The organism is Staphylococcus sp. CWZ226, from assembly GCF_018986355.1.
Lineage (GTDB): Bacteria > Bacillota > Bacilli > Staphylococcales > Staphylococcaceae > Staphylococcus > Staphylococcus simulans.
In genome coordinates, this window is the sequence record NZ_JAHMSB010000007.1 from 41,788 (window position 1) to 61,516 (window position 19,729).

Sequence of the window (19,729 nt, forward strand, 5' to 3'; positions counted from 1 at the left end):
TATTTATCCCTCCGAGTTTCAGTTATTTTTTTCAACGGTTGTTAGTGTACCAACTGGACGGTTTTATTTCAACCCCTTTGTTTAAGAAAAATAAAAAAAGAGAGTCTCTTTTTTGTAAGAGCCTCTCATGACAAGGGTTGTACCTCTATTTATTTACTGCTTAATTCTTTTAAGCGATCTAAGACAGCTTCTCGCATGTCTTCGTCGATAGATGTTAAACCGAAAATTTCAGATAGCCATAAGCCATCTACAGCTAAACGATAAATCGTCGCATCCACTGCGTCTAAACCATCCGATTCAATATGATTTTGCCAATCTTGGTAGGTTTCTTGTAGGGGACCGAGTAAATTACGATCATTACCTTGTGCTGCTAGAATGGCAGAAGTCACAGCTTTGTTTTCTTTACGATGTTCACGTGTTGCCTCAATAAAGGCATGTAGCCATTTACTTTCTTTTTCGTTATCAATATAATGATTAACATTTTCTTTATAAAGCTCATTCGCATGGTCCACTAGACCTTGAATTAAGGCTTGTTTGGTATTGAAGTGATAGAGGAGTCCGCCTTTACTCACTTCTGCACGTTGTGCCACGGCATCAAGTGTTAAGGCACTGACACCTTGTTCATTCACAATATCGGCTGCTGCTCGTAATAACATCTCTCGCTTTTGATTCTTAGCCATTATTTCACCACTTTCTATATAGCTAGGTAGTTTTAACGCTTCACTATTAATTTTAGCGTAAAACTTCACAGAAACAAGTTTAACCCTGAGTTATTGATTTAAATAGGGGGTTACACCTATATGGACGCTTATTTTATACCCTGATACCTATATGTATAAATAAAAAACCAAGCTCTATATCAGAACTTGGCATCTATTTAAAAGATTAATTGAATGACTGCGATGATTATTAATATACTGATAATCCATTTTTGAACGACACTTGGTAATTTCTTACCAATCATTAAACCAATCGGTGCGAAGATAATACTACCAATGACTAAAGGAATCGCATCTGCGATAGGAATAAAGCCTTGGAAGAGTTTAATCACAAAGGAACCGATAGATGAGATAAATGCGATTACGATACTGTTTGCGACGACGGTATTCATCGGTAATTTAAAGAATACGAGCAAGACTGGAATAATCATGAACGAGCCACCTGCACCAACAATACCAGAAATGGCCCCGATACCAATGCCGAATAAGATGAGTAACATACGGTTTAAGTGTGGTGTGCCTTCTTGCGGTTTCACTTTAATGAATAATAACACCAACGCAAGAATTGCGACCACGATATAAACAATATTTACTGCAGTCGTACTGAACCATTGTGTAAAGAAAGCACCGACTGTACTCCCAATTAGTGTGCTAGCACCCATGTACAGTACGAGTTTTAATGAGAATTCTGGATTGCTTTTCGCTTTAATCGAACCGCTGAGTGTACTGAAGAATACTTGGCTGGATGCGAGTCCTGAAGCGAGATAAGGCGTGTAAGTATGAAGGCCTAAAAGGCTCGGAATGATTAGAATAGCGGGATAGATAATAATTGCGCCACCTATACCGACCATTCCAGAAACTAAACCGCCAAATACCCCGATAAGGAGCATCGTAATTAAAGTCACGATATCCATTATTTACTTTTCACAAGCAAGTTGATTGCTTCTTCAATTAAGGCTTGTGAATCTTCGTTATTATCTTCTGCTGCTTTAACGCATTCTACTAAATTTTCGCTGACAATTACTGCCATTAAGCGTTGTAATGCGCTTTTAGAAGAACTTAATTGTGTAATAACATCCTTACAATCTTTATCTTCTTCCATCATTTTCACGACGCCATTCAATTGTCCTTGTAAACGTTTAATACGATTAATCATTTTTTGATCATAATTCATTCATAATACCCCCATATTAAGACTGAGTAGTTTTATTGTAGTTGGAAAAAGAATTTTTGTCAAATACCCCATAGGGCATTTGACATTTATCCTGAAAGGCTTTAAGATACCCCTATAGGTATTTTTGAAAGGGAGGCAACACGGGAGTATATGAAAACACAACACATTAATGAATTCAGTAATCAAGATTTTGAACGTTTAGCAAAAGATGGACAATTAATCGATGTCAGAACACCTGAAGAATACGCAGACGGGCACATTAAAGGTGCGGAATTATATCCAGTCGATCAAATAGAACAGTTCGATAAGAAGAAAGATAAAACGTACTATATTTATTGTAGAAGCGGTAAACGCAGTCTAAAAGCTGCAGAGTATCTAGACAAACAAGGTTATGACGTTGTAAATCTAGATGGCGGTTATGTGGCTTATAGTGAAGGTGACGATAATACAGAAGTTAAAGAAAGTACAGAAACGAAAGTAAAAGATAACCGCAAACAATTAAACTACAGTGGCTTACAATGTCCTGGTCCTATCATGAACTTAAGCCAAGAAATGAAACAACTTAAACCAGGTGATCAAGTTGAAGCAACAGTTACTGACCCAGGTTTCTACAGTGACATTCAAAGCTGGGTGAAACAAACAGGTAATACCCTAGTACGTATTAACCAAGATGACGAAAAAGTCACAGCAATTATTCAAAAAGAAGAACCAAAAGCAATGGAAGTTTCACATTCCGCAAACGGTACAACAATCGTGTTATTTAGCGGAGAGCTTGATAAAGCATTAGCTGCGTTGATTATCGCAAATGGTGCGAAAGCAGCAGGTCGTGACGTCTCAATCTTCTTCACATTCTGGGGATTAAATGCGTTGAAGAAAGAAAATCCAGCGAACGTGAAGAAAAAAGGTATCGCAAAAATGTTCGATATGATGTTGCCGAAAACACCAGTGAAAATGCCGTTATCTAAAATGAATATGTTCGGCTTAGGCAACTTAATGATGCGTTATGTCATGAAAAAGAAAAATGTGGATTCTCTTCCAGCATTGTTAGATAAAGCAATCGAACAAGATATTAAATTGATTGCCTGCACAATGAGTATGGATGTCATGGGCATTGAAAAAGAAGAATTACGTGACGAAGTGTCATACGGCGGTGTAGGAAGCTATATCGGTGACACACAAAACGCAAGCCATAACTTATTTATCTAAAGAGAGACAAAACACAAATAAGTAAAGGAGTTTTAGAATGTTTTTCAAACAATTTTATGATAATAAATTATCACAAGCCTCTTATTTAATCGGTTGTCAACGTACAGGAGAAGCAATGATTATCGATCCAGTACGTGACTTATCTAAATATATTGAAGTCGCAGATGATGAAGGCTTCACAATTACTAAAGCAGCTGAAACACACATTCACGCTGACTTCGCATCAGGTATCCGTGATGCAGCTGAACGCTTAAACGCACAAGTGTATGTCTCAGCTGAAGGCGGAGAACAATTCGGCTACAAAAATATGCCTGAAAACACAACATTTGTGAAAGACCATGATCATATTGATGTAGGTAACATTGATATTGAAGTGTTATTCACACCAGGTCATACACCAGAAAGTATCAGTTTCTTACTCACTGATAAAGGCGGTGGCTCTTCAGTACCGATGGGTCTCTTTACTGGTGACTTCATCTTCGTAGGCGATATCGGTCGTCCAGACCTATTAGAAAAAGCAGCACAAGTTGAAGGCACAACTGAAAAAGGTGCGAAACAAATGTATGATTCTATTCAATCAGTGAGTGAATTACCAGACTATATCCAAATCTGGCCCGGTCATGGTGCAGGCAGTCCTTGTGGTAAATCACTAGGTGCTGTCCCAACATCTACACTCGGTTATGAACGTGTAAACAACTGGGCATTCAATGTGAATGATAAAGAAGCATTCGTGAAACAGCTCACTTCAGAACAACCTGATCCACCACATCATTTCGGTCATATGAAATATATCAACCAAATGGGAACAGACTTATATACACCATATGATGTATATCCAAGTCTTGACTCAGACCGTCTTGCATTCGACGTACGTTCACGCTCAGCGTATCATGGTGGTCATGAATACGGCACAATCAATATTCCATTCGATAAAGGCTTCATTAACCAAATCGGTTGGTATCTTGACTACGACAAAGACATCGATTTAATCGGTGACCGCGACTTAGTACAACAAGCAGCTTACCAACTTCAATTAATCGGTTATGATCGTGTCGCAGGTTATCGATTACCGAAATACGATGTCATGACACCTTCTGTACACAGTGCAGACATGACAGGTAAAGAAGAAAATGTATTAGACGTACGTACAAATGATGAATGGGATGCAGGTCACCTTGACCAAGCGAAACACATCAAACACGGTAAATTACTAGATGCGGATGTTCCATTTGATAAAGACGCGCCAATCTATGTACATTGCCAATCAGGTGTACGTAGTTCAATCGCAGTCGGCGTCTTAGAAAATAAAGGCTTCACAAATGTGATTAATGTAAGAGAAGGTTACCAAGCAATTCCAGATTCTCTTAAAAAATAAGTAATCATTGCATAGGTAAAATCCAGTCTAACCGAGCACTCGTTTAAGGGTGTTCGGTTTTTTTATATTTTGAGATGTCTAAGAAGTCATCTTGTGTGAATCAAGCAATATAAAAAAGAGAGCTGCACTTATTGTTAAGTGATAGTTCTCCTTTTACATTTATTCAACTATATTTTAATCATTATAAGAATCACTAGTAGAGGTTAGAAGGTTGGTCCTTTGGTTATTTCGATACGCCAGTCATTTCCTGTGCCAATATGATAGAGTTTAGAAAATGAATTTTGGTTGACCGCAACGCCTATATTAACGAGTGAGTTAATGTAAACTAAAGGTTCACCAATGTTGACGTCCGCAAAAGAACGTACGAATTTCATGATGTTTTGATAGACTTTGTTTTCACGGTTATAAATGGTCACAATCAGGTTATCTCCATGGTGTATATCATTCTCTTTAAAGTAAGAAAGTGGAATGTTGGTCCATAGAGAGCCGAAGCGGATATCTAAGACATCAATATAACCGATGAGTGTATCGCCTTCTTGTCTAGAATCGTTGATTGGAAGTTGTTTGATTGAGTCTAAATCAATAGACTGGCCTAAATCTTCAAATTCAATTTGACCGGCAGCTAAGCGTGCACCATTATAGGCATAAATATCACGACCATGGAAAGTATGACTTTCTTCAGAATGCGGTAAACGACTTTTGACTTCATCTATCGCAATGACTGATTCAATGCCTTCATAATGCAGTATATGTGTCAGTGAACCGTTATCTGGTGTAATGATATAGTGACCTGTTTTGGTCAAGCAGGCAATACTTCTGCGATCACTGCCTACACCAGGGTCAACGACAGAAACAAAGACTGTGCCTTTTGGCCAGTATTTCACAGTCTGGTAGAGACGATAGGAAGCCACCCAAATATCATAAGGTGAAATGTCATGTGTTAAATCACTGATGAAGATATTGTCACTGACCATACGTGCAACACCTTTCATTGCGCTGACTGCACCGTCTTCTATACCAAAATCTGATTGTAAAATTAAGTTGTTACTCATCTTTATTCTCTCCTCTAATGTGTGATTCTTCAGATGACGGACTTATTATTTAAAAAATCTGAAAACTTTAAACGTATGCCTATATTATGCCCTTTTCATATGAAAGTCAATATCCTTTTAAAATACTAGGAATTCAATATAAAAATACGCTTAGTATTTAAATTTTCTCAGCTTTAAAACTGAGGAGGCGTTTAACTTTAATTGGTAATATTATTTTTAGTAGTACGTATAGGCTCAATAAAAAATCGATGAAAACACTTAAGGTTTTCACCGACTTTTTATTTGAGACTTGATTTATTACTTGTTTTTTAACTAGTTTACATATCGCCGATAGATAAATATTTCGTTTCTAAATATGGCTGAATACCTTCAATGCCGCCTTCTCTGCCATAACCACTTTCTTTCATACCACCGAATGGGGCATGTGCAGCAGAAGGGCCGCCATCGTTCCATCCAATAACACCGTAATCTAGATTATTATAGATGTAGAAACCAGTTTTATAATTATTAGTAAAGAAATAAGCAGCTAAACCGAATTCAGTGTCATTCGCCATTTTGATTGCGTCATCTAAATCAGCATAAGCCATAACAGGCGCTACAGGACCAAATGTTTCTTTATGCATAATTTCCATATCTTGATTCGCATTTGAAATGACGACTGGTTTTAAGAAATTGCCGCCTAGTGATTCAATTTCATCCAATGAACGAGATAATTGTCCGCCTTTAGCTTCTGCATCTTTAATTTGATGAACGACTTTATCTACTCCATCTTGGTTAATTAATGGGCCAACGTCTACTCCTTTATCTAAACCGTTACCTACTTTTAATTCGTGTACTTTTTGTATTAATTTATCTACATACGTATCGACAATATCCTCATGTACATAAATACGGTTGGCACAAATACATGTTTGACCGGCGTTTCTGAATTTAGTTGCGATTGTTTGATCGACTGCATCATCAATATTTGCGTCTTTGTGCACAATTACGGGTGCTAGACCACCGAGTTCCATAGTGACATTCTTAACAGAACTAGCAGCGCCTTCAATCAATTTCTTGCCGACAGGTGTAGAACCTGTAAAGGTAATCTTTTGAATGATTGGACTTTCAGTAAAAATACGTCCAGCATCTTTACCAGATATAATAACGTATTGAATAGCATCTTTTGGGATGCCTGCTTCATGTGCTAGTTCTACTAAACGAATTGTAGTCAGTGGTGTTTGTACCGCTGGTTTACATACAATCGTACAACCTGCAGCTAAAGCAGGTGCCATTTTACGAGTAATCATAGCTGCAGGGAAGTTCCAAGGTGTAATCGCACCGACAACTCCGACTGGGAAAGATTGAACAATGATCTTTTTTGATGCGGAATTTGCTGGAATAGTACGTCCATATAGACGTTTTGCTTCTTCTGCATACCAATCAACGTAGGAACGTGCATAATCAACTTCACCTAGAGCTTCTTTTAAAGGCTTACCGCCTTCTTTTGTAATCAGTTCAGCGAGTTCCTCTTTATGTTCATCAATTAATTTTGACCAAGCCCATAGTTTCTCAGAACGTGTGTGGGCATCTACTTCACGCCAAGATAGAAAGGCATCATGTGCTTTTTCTATTTGTTTATTCACTGTAGCTTCATCCGTATACTCAAGTGTTTCAATCACTTCATTCGTTGCTGGGTTCAAAACTTCTAATTTTGTCATTTTCTATCACCTTATTTTTCCTTTTTTGTATATAATATAAAATCGCTGCAATTCCATACCAAACAAAGACAATTAGCCATTCAGAAGGCCATATTAATGAAGATGGCATTCCTGGCAAGTAAATAATGATGAACGATAAACTTAAAATAATTGCGATGACACCTATTGCTTTACCATTCTTGATTTTATAAGGTCGTTTTAAATCTGGTGCTGCTTTTCTTAACTTTAAGAAAGAGAGTGCAACCAATAAATAACCAATTACTACTCCAATACCCCCAGCGTCTACAATCCACACTAAAGCTGGATAAAAATAATAGGGTGATTTACTTAGGCGCATTCCCCCAAACATTGCCACCAAGTTTAAGAATCAGTTATATGATTTTACCTAAACTATTGGAAAACAATAGAATTTGTAAACACCCTCAGAAAAGCCGACAAATGATTAAAATTGAAAAATTCATGTTCCAATATAAACAAAATAAAAAAGCTATCAATCCGGAAAAGATGATAGCTTCTTCTTTTTATTAAAAGAATTAGTAGTGCTTCGATTTCGTAGTGCTTCGATCTTGCACTAAAACTTTTAAAAGTTATTTTATTTGCGATGTAACATAGGCTTTGAAGCTTTCAGCTTCATCTTGTTTGAAATCAGTTAATTTAAATGTGCCAATTTCAAATGTCAGACTTAATGTGTCTTCTGTGAGTTCAATCGCTTTAATTTCATTGTATGCGATGTTGCGATAATAGAACTCTCCAGCCATATCTACGTTTAAAATCAAACGTTCATTCGTGGCGATGTAAGCTGCTTCAAAGATTTTAATTTCACCGTTCATTGGATAACCCATTTTGCCTAATACTGAAGCTTGTTGTGACTCGGTTGGAAATAGGTCATTTGGGTTCACTTTATCTAATATCATAAATAAGCTACCTCTTCTTTATATATTGCCTAGGAAATAATCGGCTTAGTCTTCAGCATTTAAATCAATACTGTTAATGTCGATACCCATTGCTTTTGCGACACCTTTACCATACTCAGGATCTGCTTTATAGCAATGACGGATATGACGTTCTTTTACTTCTAATGTTACACCTTCCATTTCATTTGCTGTGTTTTGGAAGATGCGTTCTTGTTGTTCAGGAGTTTGTAATCTGAACAATTTACCTGGTTGTTCGAAGTAGTTGTCGTCATCTTCACGGTAGTCGTATTCATAAGCTGGACCATCTACGACATCCATTGGTGGACGTTTGTAACCTGGTTGGCTTTCCATTGCGCCTGTGCTGTTAGGGTAGTAATGTGTTTTACCGCCTTGGTTGCCGTCTAAGAAGCGACCTTGACCATCACGTGCGAATGGACATAAGTTTTCAACACCTACACCTTTAGGTTGGTTGACTGGGATTTGCCAGTGGTTAACACCTAAACGGTAACGTTGAGCATCTCCATAAGAGAATAAGCGACCTTGCAACATTTTGTCTGGTGAGAAGTCGATACCAGGTACAATATTAGTTGGTGCGAATGCTGCTTGTTCAACATCCATGAAGTAGTTGTCAGGGTTGCGGTTTAATTCGAACTCACCGACTTCAATTAATGGATATTCATCTTTAAACCAAACTTTAGTTAGGTCGAATGGATTATCTTTGTGGTTACGTGCTTGTTCTTCTGTCATAACTTGGATGTACATTTTCCATTTAGGGAAGTTGCCTTCTTCGATAGCTTCGAATAAGTCACGTTGAGATGATTCACGATCTTTCGCAATCACTTGTTCTGCTTCTTCTGGTGAGAAGTTTTCAATACCTTGTTGTGTACGGAAGTGGAATTTCACCCATACACGTTCGTTATCTTTATTTAATAAAGAATACGTATGTGAGCCGAAACCGTGCATGTGTCTATAGCCACGAGGAATACCACGGTCAGACATTAAGATTGTCACTTGATGTAATGCTTCAGGTAATGAAGTCCAGAAGTCCCAGTTGTTTTGTGCACTGCGCATGTTTGTACGTGGGTCACGTTTCACTGCGTGGTTTAAACTTGGGAATAATTTAGGATCTCTGAAGAAGAATACAGGTGTATTGTTACCTACAAGGTCCCAGTTACCTTCATCTGTATAGAATTTTAATGCGAAGCCACGGATGTCACGTTCAGCATCAGCTGCACCGCGTTCACCAGCTACTGTAGAGAAACGTGCAAACATAGGTGTTTGTTTGCCGACTTCTGCGAAGATGCTCGCATCTGTGTATTGTGTAATATCATTAGTTACTGTAAATGTCCCGAATGCACCTGAACCTTTAGCGTGCATACGTCGTTCAGGGATAACTTCACGATCAAAGTGTGCTAATAATTCTAAGAAATATACGTCTTGCATTAGTAATGGACCACGTGGACCAGCTGTTGCTGAATTTTCACGATCTCCTACGGGATGGCCGAAAAGACCTGTTAATTTTGATTTGTCTTTACTCATATTCAACTCTCCTTATTTAGAATGATTCTAATCTATCTACATTGATTGTAGCATGACGCATTAAAAAACTGTTAAAGAATAGCACTCGTTCTTTGAAAAAATTAATAACTGTTCTTGAAGAATTTGTGAACTCTTTATAAAAGTCGTTTCAATGAATTAAAACGGAGTACAATATAAATGTAAGCATTAAATCAAGGAGGGTTTTAAAATGACTTATAATTTTGAAGACCAAGGTAACAAACCAGTAGTAGATAATATCGAAGGTATGACATTGGAAAATGAAAACTATCGTACTACCATTTGGACTGGTTCAAATATTCAAGTTACATTAATGACAATTCAACCAGGAGATGACATCGGTTTAGAAATCCACCATGGTATTGAACAATTCCTACGTGTTGAACAAGGTAAAGGTTTATGCCAAATGGGTCCAACAGAAGACAATTTGAATTTCGAAAAAGAAGTCAACCCTGACGATGCGATTATCGTTCCTGCAGATACATGGCATAACGTCACAAACAAAGGTGACGAACCATTAAAACTTTACTCAATCTACGGTGGTCCAGACCATAAATTCGGTACTGTACACAAAACACACCAAGATGCAGAAAATGATCCGAACGAACATTAATAACACACATCATCATATATGAGGAAAACGACATTTCTTGAAAGAGGAGTGTCGTTTTTTAAATTGAAAGAAAGAGTAATATATACTCAATATAAAAAGGCAGGAAGACTGTGCTCCCTACCTTAACTGGATATACCTATTATTTTATTATGCTTGGTCACCATTTAATCTTACTAAGATTTTAGCTTGTGATTTGTCGCTGACTAATTTTTCAAATCCAGATTCAACGATATCTTCTAATTCGATTTCATCTGTAACGACTGGTTTAACATTTAAGTTGCCTTCGCTGATTAAATCGATCGTTTGTTGGAAAGTAGTTGGTGTGTAAGCAATTGTTGATGTTAATTTCACACCTGTGTTTGTTAATTGCATTGGATCAAATTGTACTGGATGACTGAAAATAGATACGATAACGACTGTGCCACGTGGGCGTGTCATAGAAATAGATTGCGCTAATGTAGCAGCTACACCAGCAACTTCAAATGTGACATCTACACCATTTTCAGTGTGTTCGCGAACGAATTCTACCGGATTTACTTCACCAGAGTTTACTGCGTAAGTAGCACCGACTTCTTTAGCTTTTGCTAAGCGTTCGTCAGATAAGTCGAATACAAAAATCTTACTTGCTCCAGCAGCTTTTGCCGCGATGACATTTAATAAACCAATTGGTCCTGCACCGATAACTGCTACTGTATCACCAAATAACAATTCGCCTTCTTTAACGGCTTGTACAGCTACTGCCGTAGGCTCTACTAAAGCACCTTCTTTAGCTGATACGTTATCAGGTAAACGGTATACATTACCTTCAGGTGCATTAGTGTAGTATGCGAAACCACCATCTGCACCTAGACCGATAAATGAATAGCCATCATATAAATCGATGTTTTCTTCTTTTTCGTGTTTAGAAACAGTAGGGTTAACTACTACACGATCACCTTTTTTATATTCAGTAACTTCACTACCTACTTCTTCGACTATACCTGAAAATTCATGACCCAAAGTAACAGGTGCTTTTTGACCTAATAACGGATCTGGCTCATCGACCGCGATAAATACAGGTCCTTCTAAATATTCATGTAAATCTGTTCCACAAATACCTGTCCAAGATACTTTAACGCGTACCTCATCGTCTTTTAATGGTCTGATTTCACGTTCCTCAACACGTACATCTTTTTGTCCGTACCATACAGCTGCTTTCATAAAATAAAACGCTCCCTTTCTATAATTCCAATAGGTTAATTGATTGGAATTGTTGTGAATATCTTGATGCTGGGTAACTTGTCTAAAGCCTTGTGACGCTTGGATGAAATGGCTTTCTTTAACATAATTATATCGCTAATTTATGCGTGGAACAATGTTTTTTGGTTAGATTGATATTAAGTTGAAATAGTGCGTGAAAGCGTAACGTTTAATACAATTTAAGGTAAAAAGTTGAATTGAATATTTAATGATATAGCAGTGTATGTTTTTATCAACTATAATAAAGATAACAATAAACGTGAGGGGAAAAGCGTTATGAAGTACTGTACAAACTGTGGGAAACCTTTAGCACCAGATGAACACTATTGCACAAATTGCGGTAAAGAAAACAGAGATTATCATGAATTTTCACGTACTGAAATTCTACACGAGCGTACATCAGTTTCACCTTGGAAAGTCATCGGTTGGAGTCTGTTAGGCTTAGTTATCTTAGCTTTAATCATAGGCGGCGCTTATCTTGCTTTTTATTTCTATAGCGGAGGTTCAGGAAACCATCAACAAAGCGCAAATAGTCATGAACAAGCTAAACATCATAACTTGCCAGACACAGATAAAATCTCAGTCAATGTGAATTCAACGGAGTTTAGTCAAAACTTTATGAAATCATCGAATACGCATGGCTATAAAGGCTTTGAAATTGGTCAATCTAAATCAGATGTACAAAGTACATTCGGTAAACCAGAAGGTACAAAAGAAGTTCGTGGAAACAAAGTTGAATTATATGGCGATATGGGTGTCAGCTATGATAATGACAATAAAATTGATCATGTCTTTGTGATTCCATCTCATATGTCTGAAACTGAGTTTACAAGTTTTCATAACGCACCCGATATAGACCATGGAAGTATATGGTATTACGATACGCTGAAAGATAATGGATTCAGTATTAAGGTATATACAAAAGACAATATGATTGAAGCCATTGAAAATATTCCGCAGATTTAATTTAAAGCGACATTTCTTAAAAAGGAATGTCGTTTTTTAATTTGAATTTCGAGAATGAAAGAGAGTTTGATAGTATAAAGATAAATCTATCGTTATGTATTGAGGAGTTGCTGAAATGAAACAGAAAGTATTAAACCTCATGGGGACACGTATTACCCTACAAATTGAACATCCTAAAGCGGAAGTACTATTAAACCATGCTGAAGAGATGTTGAAAGACTATGAAAAACGCTTTAGCGCAAATGATGATAAATCAGATTTAATGCATGTAAATCAAAATGCAGGCATTAAACCTGTACAAGTAGATGAAGATTTATTTGAATTGATTGCACAAGCACATGCGGTCAGTCTGTCTTCTGATTCTAAGTTCAATCTGACGATTGGGCCATTAGTTAAATTATGGAAAATTGGTTTTAAAGATGCTCAATTACCAAATGAATCTGACATTCAAGAGCGTTTACAAAAAATCCAACCAGAAAATGTAGTATTAGATCATGAAGCATATACAGTTTATTTAAAAGTGCCAGGGATGGAAATTGATCTAGGTGCCATTGCGAAAGGTTACTTTGCGGATCGATTAAAAGATTACTTTGTCTCACAAGGTGTACAAACAGGCATTATTGATTTAGGTGGTAATGTCTTAACGATTGGTCATCCTATAAATAAAGATAAGTGGACAGTAGGGATTCAACAACCTGATTCTGAACGTGGAGGATTAGTAGGTGTAGTAGAAATCGCAGGTCAATCTGTGGTGACTTCTGGTATCTATGAACGTTATTTCTATAAAGGTGACAAGCTGTATCACCATATTTTAGATTCAAAAACGGGCTATCCAGTAGAAGGGGGCATTGCTAGTATAACGATTGTTTCTGATCAATCTATTGATGGAGAGATTTGGACAACCGTATGTTTTGCGATGTCGATTAATCAAGCGATTGCGGTGTTGAATGAAATTCCTGGTATTGAAGCGGTGATTATCAGTAAAGATGGTGAAGTCTTCACAACACAACGCATGACGCACCTTACATTAATTTAATATAATCACATGGTGATTCGATGCTTAAATCACCATGTGAATTAATAAAGATACTAAAATAAGTGATTGTAAAAATAGTTTAAATTTATCTTGTTAACTATTTCACAAACTTTCTTTCTATGTTATACTTTCAGTGAATCAAAGGTAAATATAAAAAATGAATCACTTGATACGCGTTAACTTCTCATATGCTAGATATGAGAAAAAATTTTGCGGTATCATGTGAAAATATTCACAAAGGAGAAGAGGGTATGACAAAGTCATTATTTGAAAAGGTTAAATTAGCTTCAGGAGCTGAATTAGATAATAGGATTACAATGGCACCTATGACCATCCAATCAGCTTACTTTGATGGATCAGTAACGGCAGAGATGATTGATTACTATAAACACCGCTCTGGTAAAGTGGGTGCGATTATTGTAGAAAGTTGTTTCGTAATGGACAACGGCCGTGGCTTCCCAGGTGCTATCGGTATAGATACAGATGAAAAGATTCCAGGTTTAAAACGTTTAGCAGATGCGATTCACGAAAATGGATCTAAAGCAATTTTACAGCTATATCACGCAGGGAGAATGGCTGATCCTAAATTAAACGGGGGTGCGACTCCGATTTCAGCGAGTCCGGTTGCGGCGCTTCGTCCAAATGCGGCAGTACCTCGTGAAATGACAGCATTACAAGTTGAAGATATGATTCACCAATTCGGTGAAGCCACAAGAAGAGCAATTGAAGCGGGCTATGATGGTGTTGAAATTCATGGTGCGAACACATACCTCTTACAACAATTCTTCTCACCTCACAGTAACCGTAGAACAGATGAGTGGGGCGGAAGCAGACAAAAACGTACGAATTTCCCAATGGCTGTCTTGAAAGAAGTACAAAAAGCAGCAAAAGATAATGGAGCTGAAAACTTCATTATTGGTTACCGTTTCTCACCAGAAGAATTAGAAGAACCAGGTATCCGTTTTGACGATACAATGTATCTTTTAAATACTTTAGCAGAAGCACATCCAGATTACTTCCATATTTCTGCGAACAGCTATAAACGTACATCTATTGTAGATACAGCGGATAAAGAACCATTAATTTCAAAATATTTAAAACTTCAAAGCGATACGTTAGCTGACATTCCAATTATGGGTGTAGGTAGTATTGGTCAACGTGAAGATGCTGAAGAAGCATTAGAACTTGGATACGATTTAGTCAGCGTAGGTAAAGCTTATTTAGTTGAACCACATTGGGCTGAAAAGATTGAAAAGAATGAAAAAGTTGAAGATTTCGTAGATATTCATGATCAACGTTTATTACACATTCCATCTCCATTATGGAAAGTAATGGACTTCATGATTGTCGATAAAGAAGAAGAGCAACGTAAATATGAACGCTTAAAAGCGTTACAAAATAAAAAGGTTAAATATAACCCAGGTACGTATGAAGTCTTCGCACAAGGACACAATGCGAACTTACCAATGAAAGTTGTGTTCTCTGAAGATGAAATCGTGTCTATTGAAGTAGATGACAGTAATGAATCAGAAGGTATCGCAAACCCGGCGTTTGAACGTTTACCAAATGAAATCATTAATGGTCAAACACTGAACGTAGATGTGATTTCTGGTGCGACAGTGACGTGTGAAGCGGTTATTGAAGGTGTGGCAGAAGCGATTAAACAAGCAGGCGAAAATCCAGACATCTTACGTGCGCGTCCAAAACCAGTTGTAGAATGGTCAGACGAAACTATCGAAGAAACAACAGATGTTGTAGTCATCGGTACAGGTGGTGCTGGTTTAAGTGCAGCAGCTTCAGTCTTAGAACAAGGCAAAGAAGTGATTATGCTTGAGAAATTCGCAGCTATTGGTGGTAACACAATCCGTACAGGTGGCCAAGTAAACGCACCTGAACCTTCATGGCAAAATACATTCCCATCATTACATGGTGAACAAGAAACATTAGAAGCATTAATGAACCATGATGAAAATGATATTGAAGAAGAATACCTTGAAGACTTCCGTACATTGAAACAACAAATCAAAGAATATTTAGAAACACAAAAAGAAGGACAAGATTACTTGTTCGACTCTATTGAATTGCACCGTATCCAAACGTACCTTGGCGGACGTCGTGCGGATAGAAACGGTAAAGTCATCACAGGTCAATATGACTTAGTTAAAACATTAACAGACAATGTCTTAGAATCAGTGAAATGGTTAACTGAAAAAGGCGTACACTTCGATAGAACAATTGTAGATATGCCTGTAGGTGCTTTATGGAGACGTGGACATAAACCAATGAAAGCTCAAGGTTTAGAGTTCATTGAATCACTAAGTGACTATGTTCGTAAGAACCATGGTCAAATCATGACTGAAACAACAGCGGATCGTCTGATTAAAGAAGACGGTAAAATTGTCGGTGTAGAAGCAACGAAACATAATGGTGCGAAAGTTAGAATCCATACACGTTATGGTGTGGTTATCGCCGCAGGCGGATTCGGTGCGAATACACAAATGATTCAACAATATAACACATATTGGGATAACATTCCTGATGATATTAAAACAACAAACTCACCAGCAATCACAGGTGACGGTATTAAATTAGGTGTTCAAGTAGGTGCTGACTTAGTCGGCATGGGCTTCTCACAAATGATGCCGATTTCTGACCCTAAAACAGGTGCATTATTCACAGGCTTAATTGTGACACCATCTAACTTCGTCTTCGTCAACAAAGACGGTGACCGTTTCGTCAACGAATTTGAAAGCCGTGACGTCTTATCTAAAGCAGCATTAGACCAAAAAGATGGCTTGTTCTACATCATTGCTGATGAAAATATTAAAGAACTTGCGATGAACACATCTCAAGAAAAAATTGATAAAGAAATTGAAGAAAAAGTGCTTTATAAAGCAGATACGCTTGAAGATTTAGCAAGACAATTAAATATGGATCCAGACCACTTTGTGAAAACAATTGAACGTTATAACGACTTCGTGGATAAAGGTCATGATGATGACTTCAGTAAGAACGCATTCGATCTTAAGATTGAACGCGCACCGTTCTACGCTACACCACGTAAACCAGCAGTTCACCATACAATGGGCGGTCTGAAAATCGATACAACTGCACAAGTCATTGATATCGATAACAACCCAATCAAAGGTTTATACGCAGCAGGTGAAGTTGCGGGCGGTATCCACGCGGGTAACCGTTTAGGTGGTAACGCACTTGCGGATATCTTCACTTATGGTCGTATCGCAGGTCAAAGCATTATTAAAAATCACTAAATGAGGAGGAACAAGTAATGGCACAAAATAAGAAACAACATCAAGCATTTAAACCGGGTACACAGCTCATCGTTGCGATTATCTTATCCATCCTCACGTATTGGTTATTCGCGCAATCCTTCTTGAACATCGCACCGCATGTTCAAAAAGATTACAACATTGATATGACTGTCGTGAATATTGCAGTAAGTTTAACTTCACTATTCACAGGTATCTTCATTGTTGTAGCAGGTGGCTTAGCGGATAAGCTAGGTCGTGTGAAAATGACACGTGTCGGAATTATCTTGAGTATTGTCGGATCTATTTCCGTCATTATCTCAAGCATTCCTGCACTGTTGATTATCGGCCGTGTCTTACAAGGTTTATCAGCCGCATGTTTAATGCCGGCAACGATTGCGATTATTAATCAGTTCTATCATGACGAAGAACGTCAAAAAGCGTTAAGTTTCTGGTCATTCGGATCATATGGCGGAACAGGTATCGCGTCATTCTTCGCAGGACTTGTCGCAACATTCTTTGGATGGAAGTGGATTTTCGTATTATCAATTATCCTATCATTCGTCGCACTCTACTTATTTAGAGGAGTTCCAGAATCAAAAGAGCCTGGCGCTAAAAATATGAAGTTCGACGTTGTAGGGATTACTATCTTCTTAATTATGATGTTAAGTATCAACGTAGTTACAACACAAGGAACAAGATTAGGTTGGTTGAACCCGATTACTTTAACACTCGATGCGATTTTCGTTATTTCAGTCTTTGTCTTCTACTTCTATGAAAGACAAAAACATCAACCGTTTATCGACTTCAGTGTATTCTCTAATAAAACGTATATCGGTACTGTATCAGCGAACTTCTTGTTAAACACAGTTATCGGATCACTCGCATTATTTAATATCTACGCACAAGCAGGATTAGGTTTCTCTGGATTAAAAGCAGGTTTCGTCACAATCACTTACTTAATCGGAAGCTTATCTATGATTCGTATTGGTGAACGTTACTTACAACGTAAAGGACCAAGATTCCCAATGCTTGCAGGACCGATTTCTATCGCAGTAGGTATACTGCTTATCTCAACAGTATTCTTACCAGACGTAGTTTATATCATCGTTTCAGTCATCGGATTCTTATTCATTGGACTCGGACTTGGTTTCTTCGCGACACCAGTTCTTGATACAGCATTAACAAGTGTTCCAGCTGAAAAAGTAGGGGTTGCCTCAGGTATCATCAAAATGTCATCAACACTCGGTGCCGCATTCGGTATCGCAATCCTGACAACAGTCTACTCATCACTCGCACCAAACCATACACCAGAATTCTCAGCAGGTATTGCCTTTGTTGTAGGTGCAGCCGTAATGCTTAGCGCATTCGTCGCATCCTTTGTGACAATACCGAAAGGAAAAATGGAGAAACAATAAAATAATATGACACAAGAACTGCTAATCTAAACAGATTAGCGGTTCTTTTTTAATGCGAATAACTCAGTATATTCTATACAGCCGTCATACTCACCTCAGACAAGCGTGAGACTGCCTTGTGCACCAATCAATAAGTGTTTGATAACACACACAAAATCATGGCTTAACAAAATCTTAAAAAAGATTGTTTAATGGACATCTCTTGTCCTCATTATTTGCCATAATTAAATGAATTGAACGAAATTTATTTATACTTTAATAATACTGAAACACAGAGAAGAGGAGATTTTAATGACAAACAATGAACAAGATAATTTAAGACAATCTATTGAAGCTTTACAAGATTTTTGGAGTAATCACGAAAACTATGATATTAGAGAGAAAGCAAGAGAATATATTGATTTATATCAGTCTAACGGAAATAGTGATCACTTCTCTTGGGTACATCCAGAAGATGCGCCTTATGTTAATGCAAATATATGTAAAGCGATACGTTGGGGTATTCCTAATCAAATTATAGGAGATATTGAAAAAGCTAAGTTTGTAATTGGTTTAATCAATCCAGGAACACAAATAAGTACATTAGCTGGGAATCAATGTGACAATATTACTGAATATGTTACAGCAGAACAAGCAGAAGAAAACAATACAGGAGTAAATAATGTTCACTTTGAATCAAAAGAATATAGTGAAAATCCTGACTTCTATTTAGAACATGTTATTTCAAATGAAAACATTATGTCACAAGAGTTAAAAAAGTTATACAAAATTTTTAAACAAGACTCTAGTGCGTTCTTTAGTACAAATAATAATGGAGAGATTGTTTACGATAAAAAGATGATAGAGAAAGTTGCATATTATCTTTTTGCTTATTATTCCAAAGCTTTTTCGGAAGAAGGTAAGTATAAAAGTGCTATACAAAACGCTATAGACTATTATTATAACTTGTTTGAAAAAATAGAAAGATCTAAAGTTATCGTCAATGAAAAGAGTTTGAATTATGATGTTGAACAAGCATTTAATCAGGCAGTTGAGAGTATGTTAATTTGTAATGTCGAGGTATTTCCTTATCGTTCAAATGGAAGTGGGGATATAAAAATAAAGGGTGGAGAGAATAAAAAGGATTTAAGTGTTCTTATTAGCAATAGTTATATATCGGATTTGGTGATAGAAAAATTGATGCATGACAAAAGTACAGTAGCAATCTTTAGAAGTTTCTCTACTCTTTGGGAAAGGCCTCTAAAAAATGGTATGGAGAAGAGAAATCTGCTATTAGAAGACTATAAAGATACTTCAATTTTTCGATTGAAAAATGATCAAAATGCAGGTTTTTCTAAAGGTAATATTATAATATATGGTAGTTCATCTAAGGAATCTCAAAATAAGGTTGATACAGTAGTTGATGACCTTTTAGAAGAGTTGAAAATGCAACCATTTGTAGATGAGTTAAATGAGATTATCGAAGAAAATAGCTAGAAGTATTGAGTGAGT

The 19,729-nt window shown here is 37.1% G+C and carries 17 protein-coding genes; 8 read left to right on the plus strand and 9 right to left on the minus strand.

Annotated features, from left to right (window positions below; translation table 11 throughout):
* Positions 1–149: 149 nt before the first annotated feature.
* From KRR19_RS07250 to cstR, 3 genes are all read right to left on the minus strand, one after another.
* Entirely contained in the window at positions 150–680 is a 531-nt protein-coding gene (locus KRR19_RS07250; RefSeq protein ID WP_023014808.1) for a TetR/AcrR family transcriptional regulator, read from the minus strand.
* Between the two features lie 197 nt (positions 681–877).
* Entirely contained in the window at positions 878–1,633 is a 756-nt protein-coding gene (locus tag KRR19_RS07255) for a sulfite exporter TauE/SafE family protein (RefSeq protein ID WP_002480196.1), read from the minus strand.
* Positions 1,633–1,893 (minus strand): persulfide-sensing transcriptional repressor CstR, encoded by a 261-nt coding sequence (gene cstR, locus KRR19_RS07260; RefSeq protein WP_002480195.1) that lies wholly within the window; start codon positions 1,891–1,893, stop codon positions 1,633–1,635. The genes KRR19_RS07255 and cstR overlap by 1 nt, the downstream gene beginning before the upstream one ends.
* 150 nt (positions 1,894–2,043) lie before the next feature.
* Between cstR and KRR19_RS07265 the strand changes: the two genes are divergently transcribed.
* Both KRR19_RS07265 and cstB read left to right on the plus strand, forming a co-directional pair.
* Positions 2,044–3,099, plus strand: a complete 1,056-nt coding sequence (locus KRR19_RS07265; protein ID WP_002480194.1) for a DsrE/DsrF/DrsH-like family protein — start codon at positions 2,044–2,046, stop codon at positions 3,097–3,099.
* Positions 3,100–3,136: 37 nt separating this feature from the next.
* The gene (gene cstB, locus KRR19_RS07270; RefSeq protein WP_002480193.1) at positions 3,137–4,474 is read left to right on the plus strand and encodes a persulfide dioxygenase-sulfurtransferase CstB; all 1,338 of its coding nucleotides are present in this window, start codon (positions 3,137–3,139) and stop codon (positions 4,472–4,474) included.
* Between the two features lie 203 nt (positions 4,475–4,677).
* Here the strand turns inward: cstB and KRR19_RS07275 are convergent, their stop codons facing one another.
* The 5 genes from KRR19_RS07275 to KRR19_RS07295 all read right to left on the minus strand — a co-directional run bounded on the left by KRR19_RS07275 (position 4,678) and on the right by KRR19_RS07295 (position 9,679).
* Positions 4,678–5,526, minus strand: a complete 849-nt coding sequence (locus KRR19_RS07275) for an SAM hydrolase/SAM-dependent halogenase family protein (RefSeq protein WP_002480192.1) — start codon at positions 5,524–5,526, stop codon at positions 4,678–4,680.
* A gap of 317 nt (positions 5,527–5,843) precedes the next feature.
* Positions 5,844–7,226, minus strand: a complete 1,383-nt coding sequence (locus KRR19_RS07280; RefSeq protein ID WP_002480191.1) for an NAD-dependent succinate-semialdehyde dehydrogenase — start codon at positions 7,224–7,226, stop codon at positions 5,844–5,846.
* Entirely contained in the window at positions 7,189–7,575 is a 387-nt protein-coding gene (locus KRR19_RS07285; RefSeq protein ID WP_483316485.1) for an APC family permease, read from the minus strand. The genes KRR19_RS07280 and KRR19_RS07285 overlap by 38 nt, the downstream gene beginning before the upstream one ends.
* A gap of 238 nt (positions 7,576–7,813) precedes the next feature.
* Positions 7,814–8,140 (minus strand): hypothetical protein, encoded by a 327-nt coding sequence (locus tag KRR19_RS07290; RefSeq protein WP_002480189.1) that lies wholly within the window; start codon positions 8,138–8,140, stop codon positions 7,814–7,816.
* A gap of 45 nt (positions 8,141–8,185) precedes the next feature.
* A complete protein-coding gene (locus KRR19_RS07295; protein ID WP_002480188.1) occupies positions 8,186–9,679 on the minus strand; it encodes a catalase in 1,494 nt (497 codons plus the stop codon).
* 208 nt (positions 9,680–9,887) lie between these two features.
* Here KRR19_RS07295 and KRR19_RS07300 point away from each other — a divergent pair, with 208 nt between their 5' ends.
* Positions 9,888–10,310: a cupin domain-containing protein gene (locus KRR19_RS07300; RefSeq protein ID WP_002480187.1), complete on the plus strand. Its 423-nt coding sequence runs from the start codon at positions 9,888–9,890 to the stop codon at positions 10,308–10,310.
* Positions 10,311–10,457: 147 nt separating this feature from the next.
* On the opposite strand, the gene KRR19_RS07305 is transcribed toward KRR19_RS07300, so the two are convergent.
* A complete protein-coding gene (locus tag KRR19_RS07305; protein ID WP_070468887.1) occupies positions 10,458–11,510 on the minus strand; it encodes a 2,3-butanediol dehydrogenase in 1,053 nt (350 codons plus the stop codon).
* Positions 11,511–11,825: 315 nt separating this feature from the next.
* Here KRR19_RS07305 and KRR19_RS07310 point away from each other — a divergent pair, with 315 nt between their 5' ends.
* From KRR19_RS07310 to KRR19_RS07330, 5 genes are all read left to right on the plus strand, one after another.
* Positions 11,826–12,515 (plus strand): zinc-ribbon domain-containing protein, encoded by a 690-nt coding sequence (locus tag KRR19_RS07310; protein ID WP_002480185.1) that lies wholly within the window; start codon positions 11,826–11,828, stop codon positions 12,513–12,515.
* Between the two features lie 115 nt (positions 12,516–12,630).
* Positions 12,631–13,551, plus strand: coding sequence for an FAD:protein FMN transferase (locus KRR19_RS07315; RefSeq protein WP_002480184.1), 921 nt, complete (start codon positions 12,631–12,633; stop codon positions 13,549–13,551).
* 251 nt (positions 13,552–13,802) lie between these two features.
* Positions 13,803–16,823: an NADH-dependent flavin oxidoreductase gene (locus KRR19_RS07320; RefSeq protein ID WP_002480183.1), complete on the plus strand. Its 3,021-nt coding sequence runs from the start codon at positions 13,803–13,805 to the stop codon at positions 16,821–16,823.
* Positions 16,824–16,840: 17 nt separating this feature from the next.
* Positions 16,841–18,238, plus strand: a complete 1,398-nt coding sequence (locus tag KRR19_RS07325; protein WP_002480182.1) for an MFS transporter — start codon at positions 16,841–16,843, stop codon at positions 18,236–18,238.
* A 291-nt stretch (positions 18,239–18,529) separates the two neighbouring features.
* Entirely contained in the window at positions 18,530–19,714 is a 1,185-nt protein-coding gene (locus tag KRR19_RS07330) for a hypothetical protein (RefSeq protein WP_002480181.1), read from the plus strand.
* The last annotated feature ends 15 nt before the right edge of the window (positions 19,715–19,729 follow it).

Excerpts from the sequence above, each read along its gene's own strand:
- cstR (WP_002480195.1), bottom strand. The coding sequence starts at position 1,893 with ATGAATTATGATCAAAAAATGATTAATCGTATTAAACGTTTACAAGGA.
- KRR19_RS07320 (WP_002480183.1), top strand. The coding sequence starts at position 13,803 with ATGACAAAGTCATTATTTGAAAAGGTTAAATTAGCTTCAGGAGCTGAA.
- KRR19_RS07255 (WP_002480196.1), bottom strand. The coding sequence starts at position 1,633 with ATGGATATCGTGACTTTAATTACGATGCTCCTTATCGGGGTATTTGGC.
- KRR19_RS07285 (WP_483316485.1), bottom strand. The coding sequence starts at position 7,575 with ATGTTTGGGGGAATGCGCCTAAGTAAATCACCCTATTATTTTTATCCA.
- KRR19_RS07315 (WP_002480184.1), top strand. The coding sequence starts at position 12,631 with ATGAAACAGAAAGTATTAAACCTCATGGGGACACGTATTACCCTACAA.
- KRR19_RS07265 (WP_002480194.1), top strand. The coding sequence starts at position 2,044 with ATGAAAACACAACACATTAATGAATTCAGTAATCAAGATTTTGAACGT.
- KRR19_RS07305 (WP_070468887.1), bottom strand. The coding sequence starts at position 11,510 with ATGAAAGCAGCTGTATGGTACGGACAAAAAGATGTACGTGTTGAGGAA.
- cstB (WP_002480193.1), top strand. The coding sequence starts at position 3,137 with ATGTTTTTCAAACAATTTTATGATAATAAATTATCACAAGCCTCTTAT.
- KRR19_RS07300 (WP_002480187.1), top strand. The coding sequence starts at position 9,888 with ATGACTTATAATTTTGAAGACCAAGGTAACAAACCAGTAGTAGATAAT.
- KRR19_RS07290 (WP_002480189.1), bottom strand. The coding sequence starts at position 8,140 with ATGATATTAGATAAAGTGAACCCAAATGACCTATTTCCAACCGAGTCA.
- KRR19_RS07330 (WP_002480181.1), top strand. The coding sequence starts at position 18,530 with ATGACAAACAATGAACAAGATAATTTAAGACAATCTATTGAAGCTTTA.
- KRR19_RS07325 (WP_002480182.1), top strand. The coding sequence starts at position 16,841 with ATGGCACAAAATAAGAAACAACATCAAGCATTTAAACCGGGTACACAG.
- KRR19_RS07275 (WP_002480192.1), bottom strand. The coding sequence starts at position 5,526 with ATGAGTAACAACTTAATTTTACAATCAGATTTTGGTATAGAAGACGGT.
- KRR19_RS07295 (WP_002480188.1), bottom strand. The coding sequence starts at position 9,679 with ATGAGTAAAGACAAATCAAAATTAACAGGTCTTTTCGGCCATCCCGTA.
- KRR19_RS07280 (WP_002480191.1), bottom strand. The coding sequence starts at position 7,226 with ATGACAAAATTAGAAGTTTTGAACCCAGCAACGAATGAAGTGATTGAA.
- KRR19_RS07250 (WP_023014808.1), bottom strand. The coding sequence starts at position 680 with ATGGCTAAGAATCAAAAGCGAGAGATGTTATTACGAGCAGCAGCCGAT.
- KRR19_RS07310 (WP_002480185.1), top strand. The coding sequence starts at position 11,826 with ATGAAGTACTGTACAAACTGTGGGAAACCTTTAGCACCAGATGAACAC.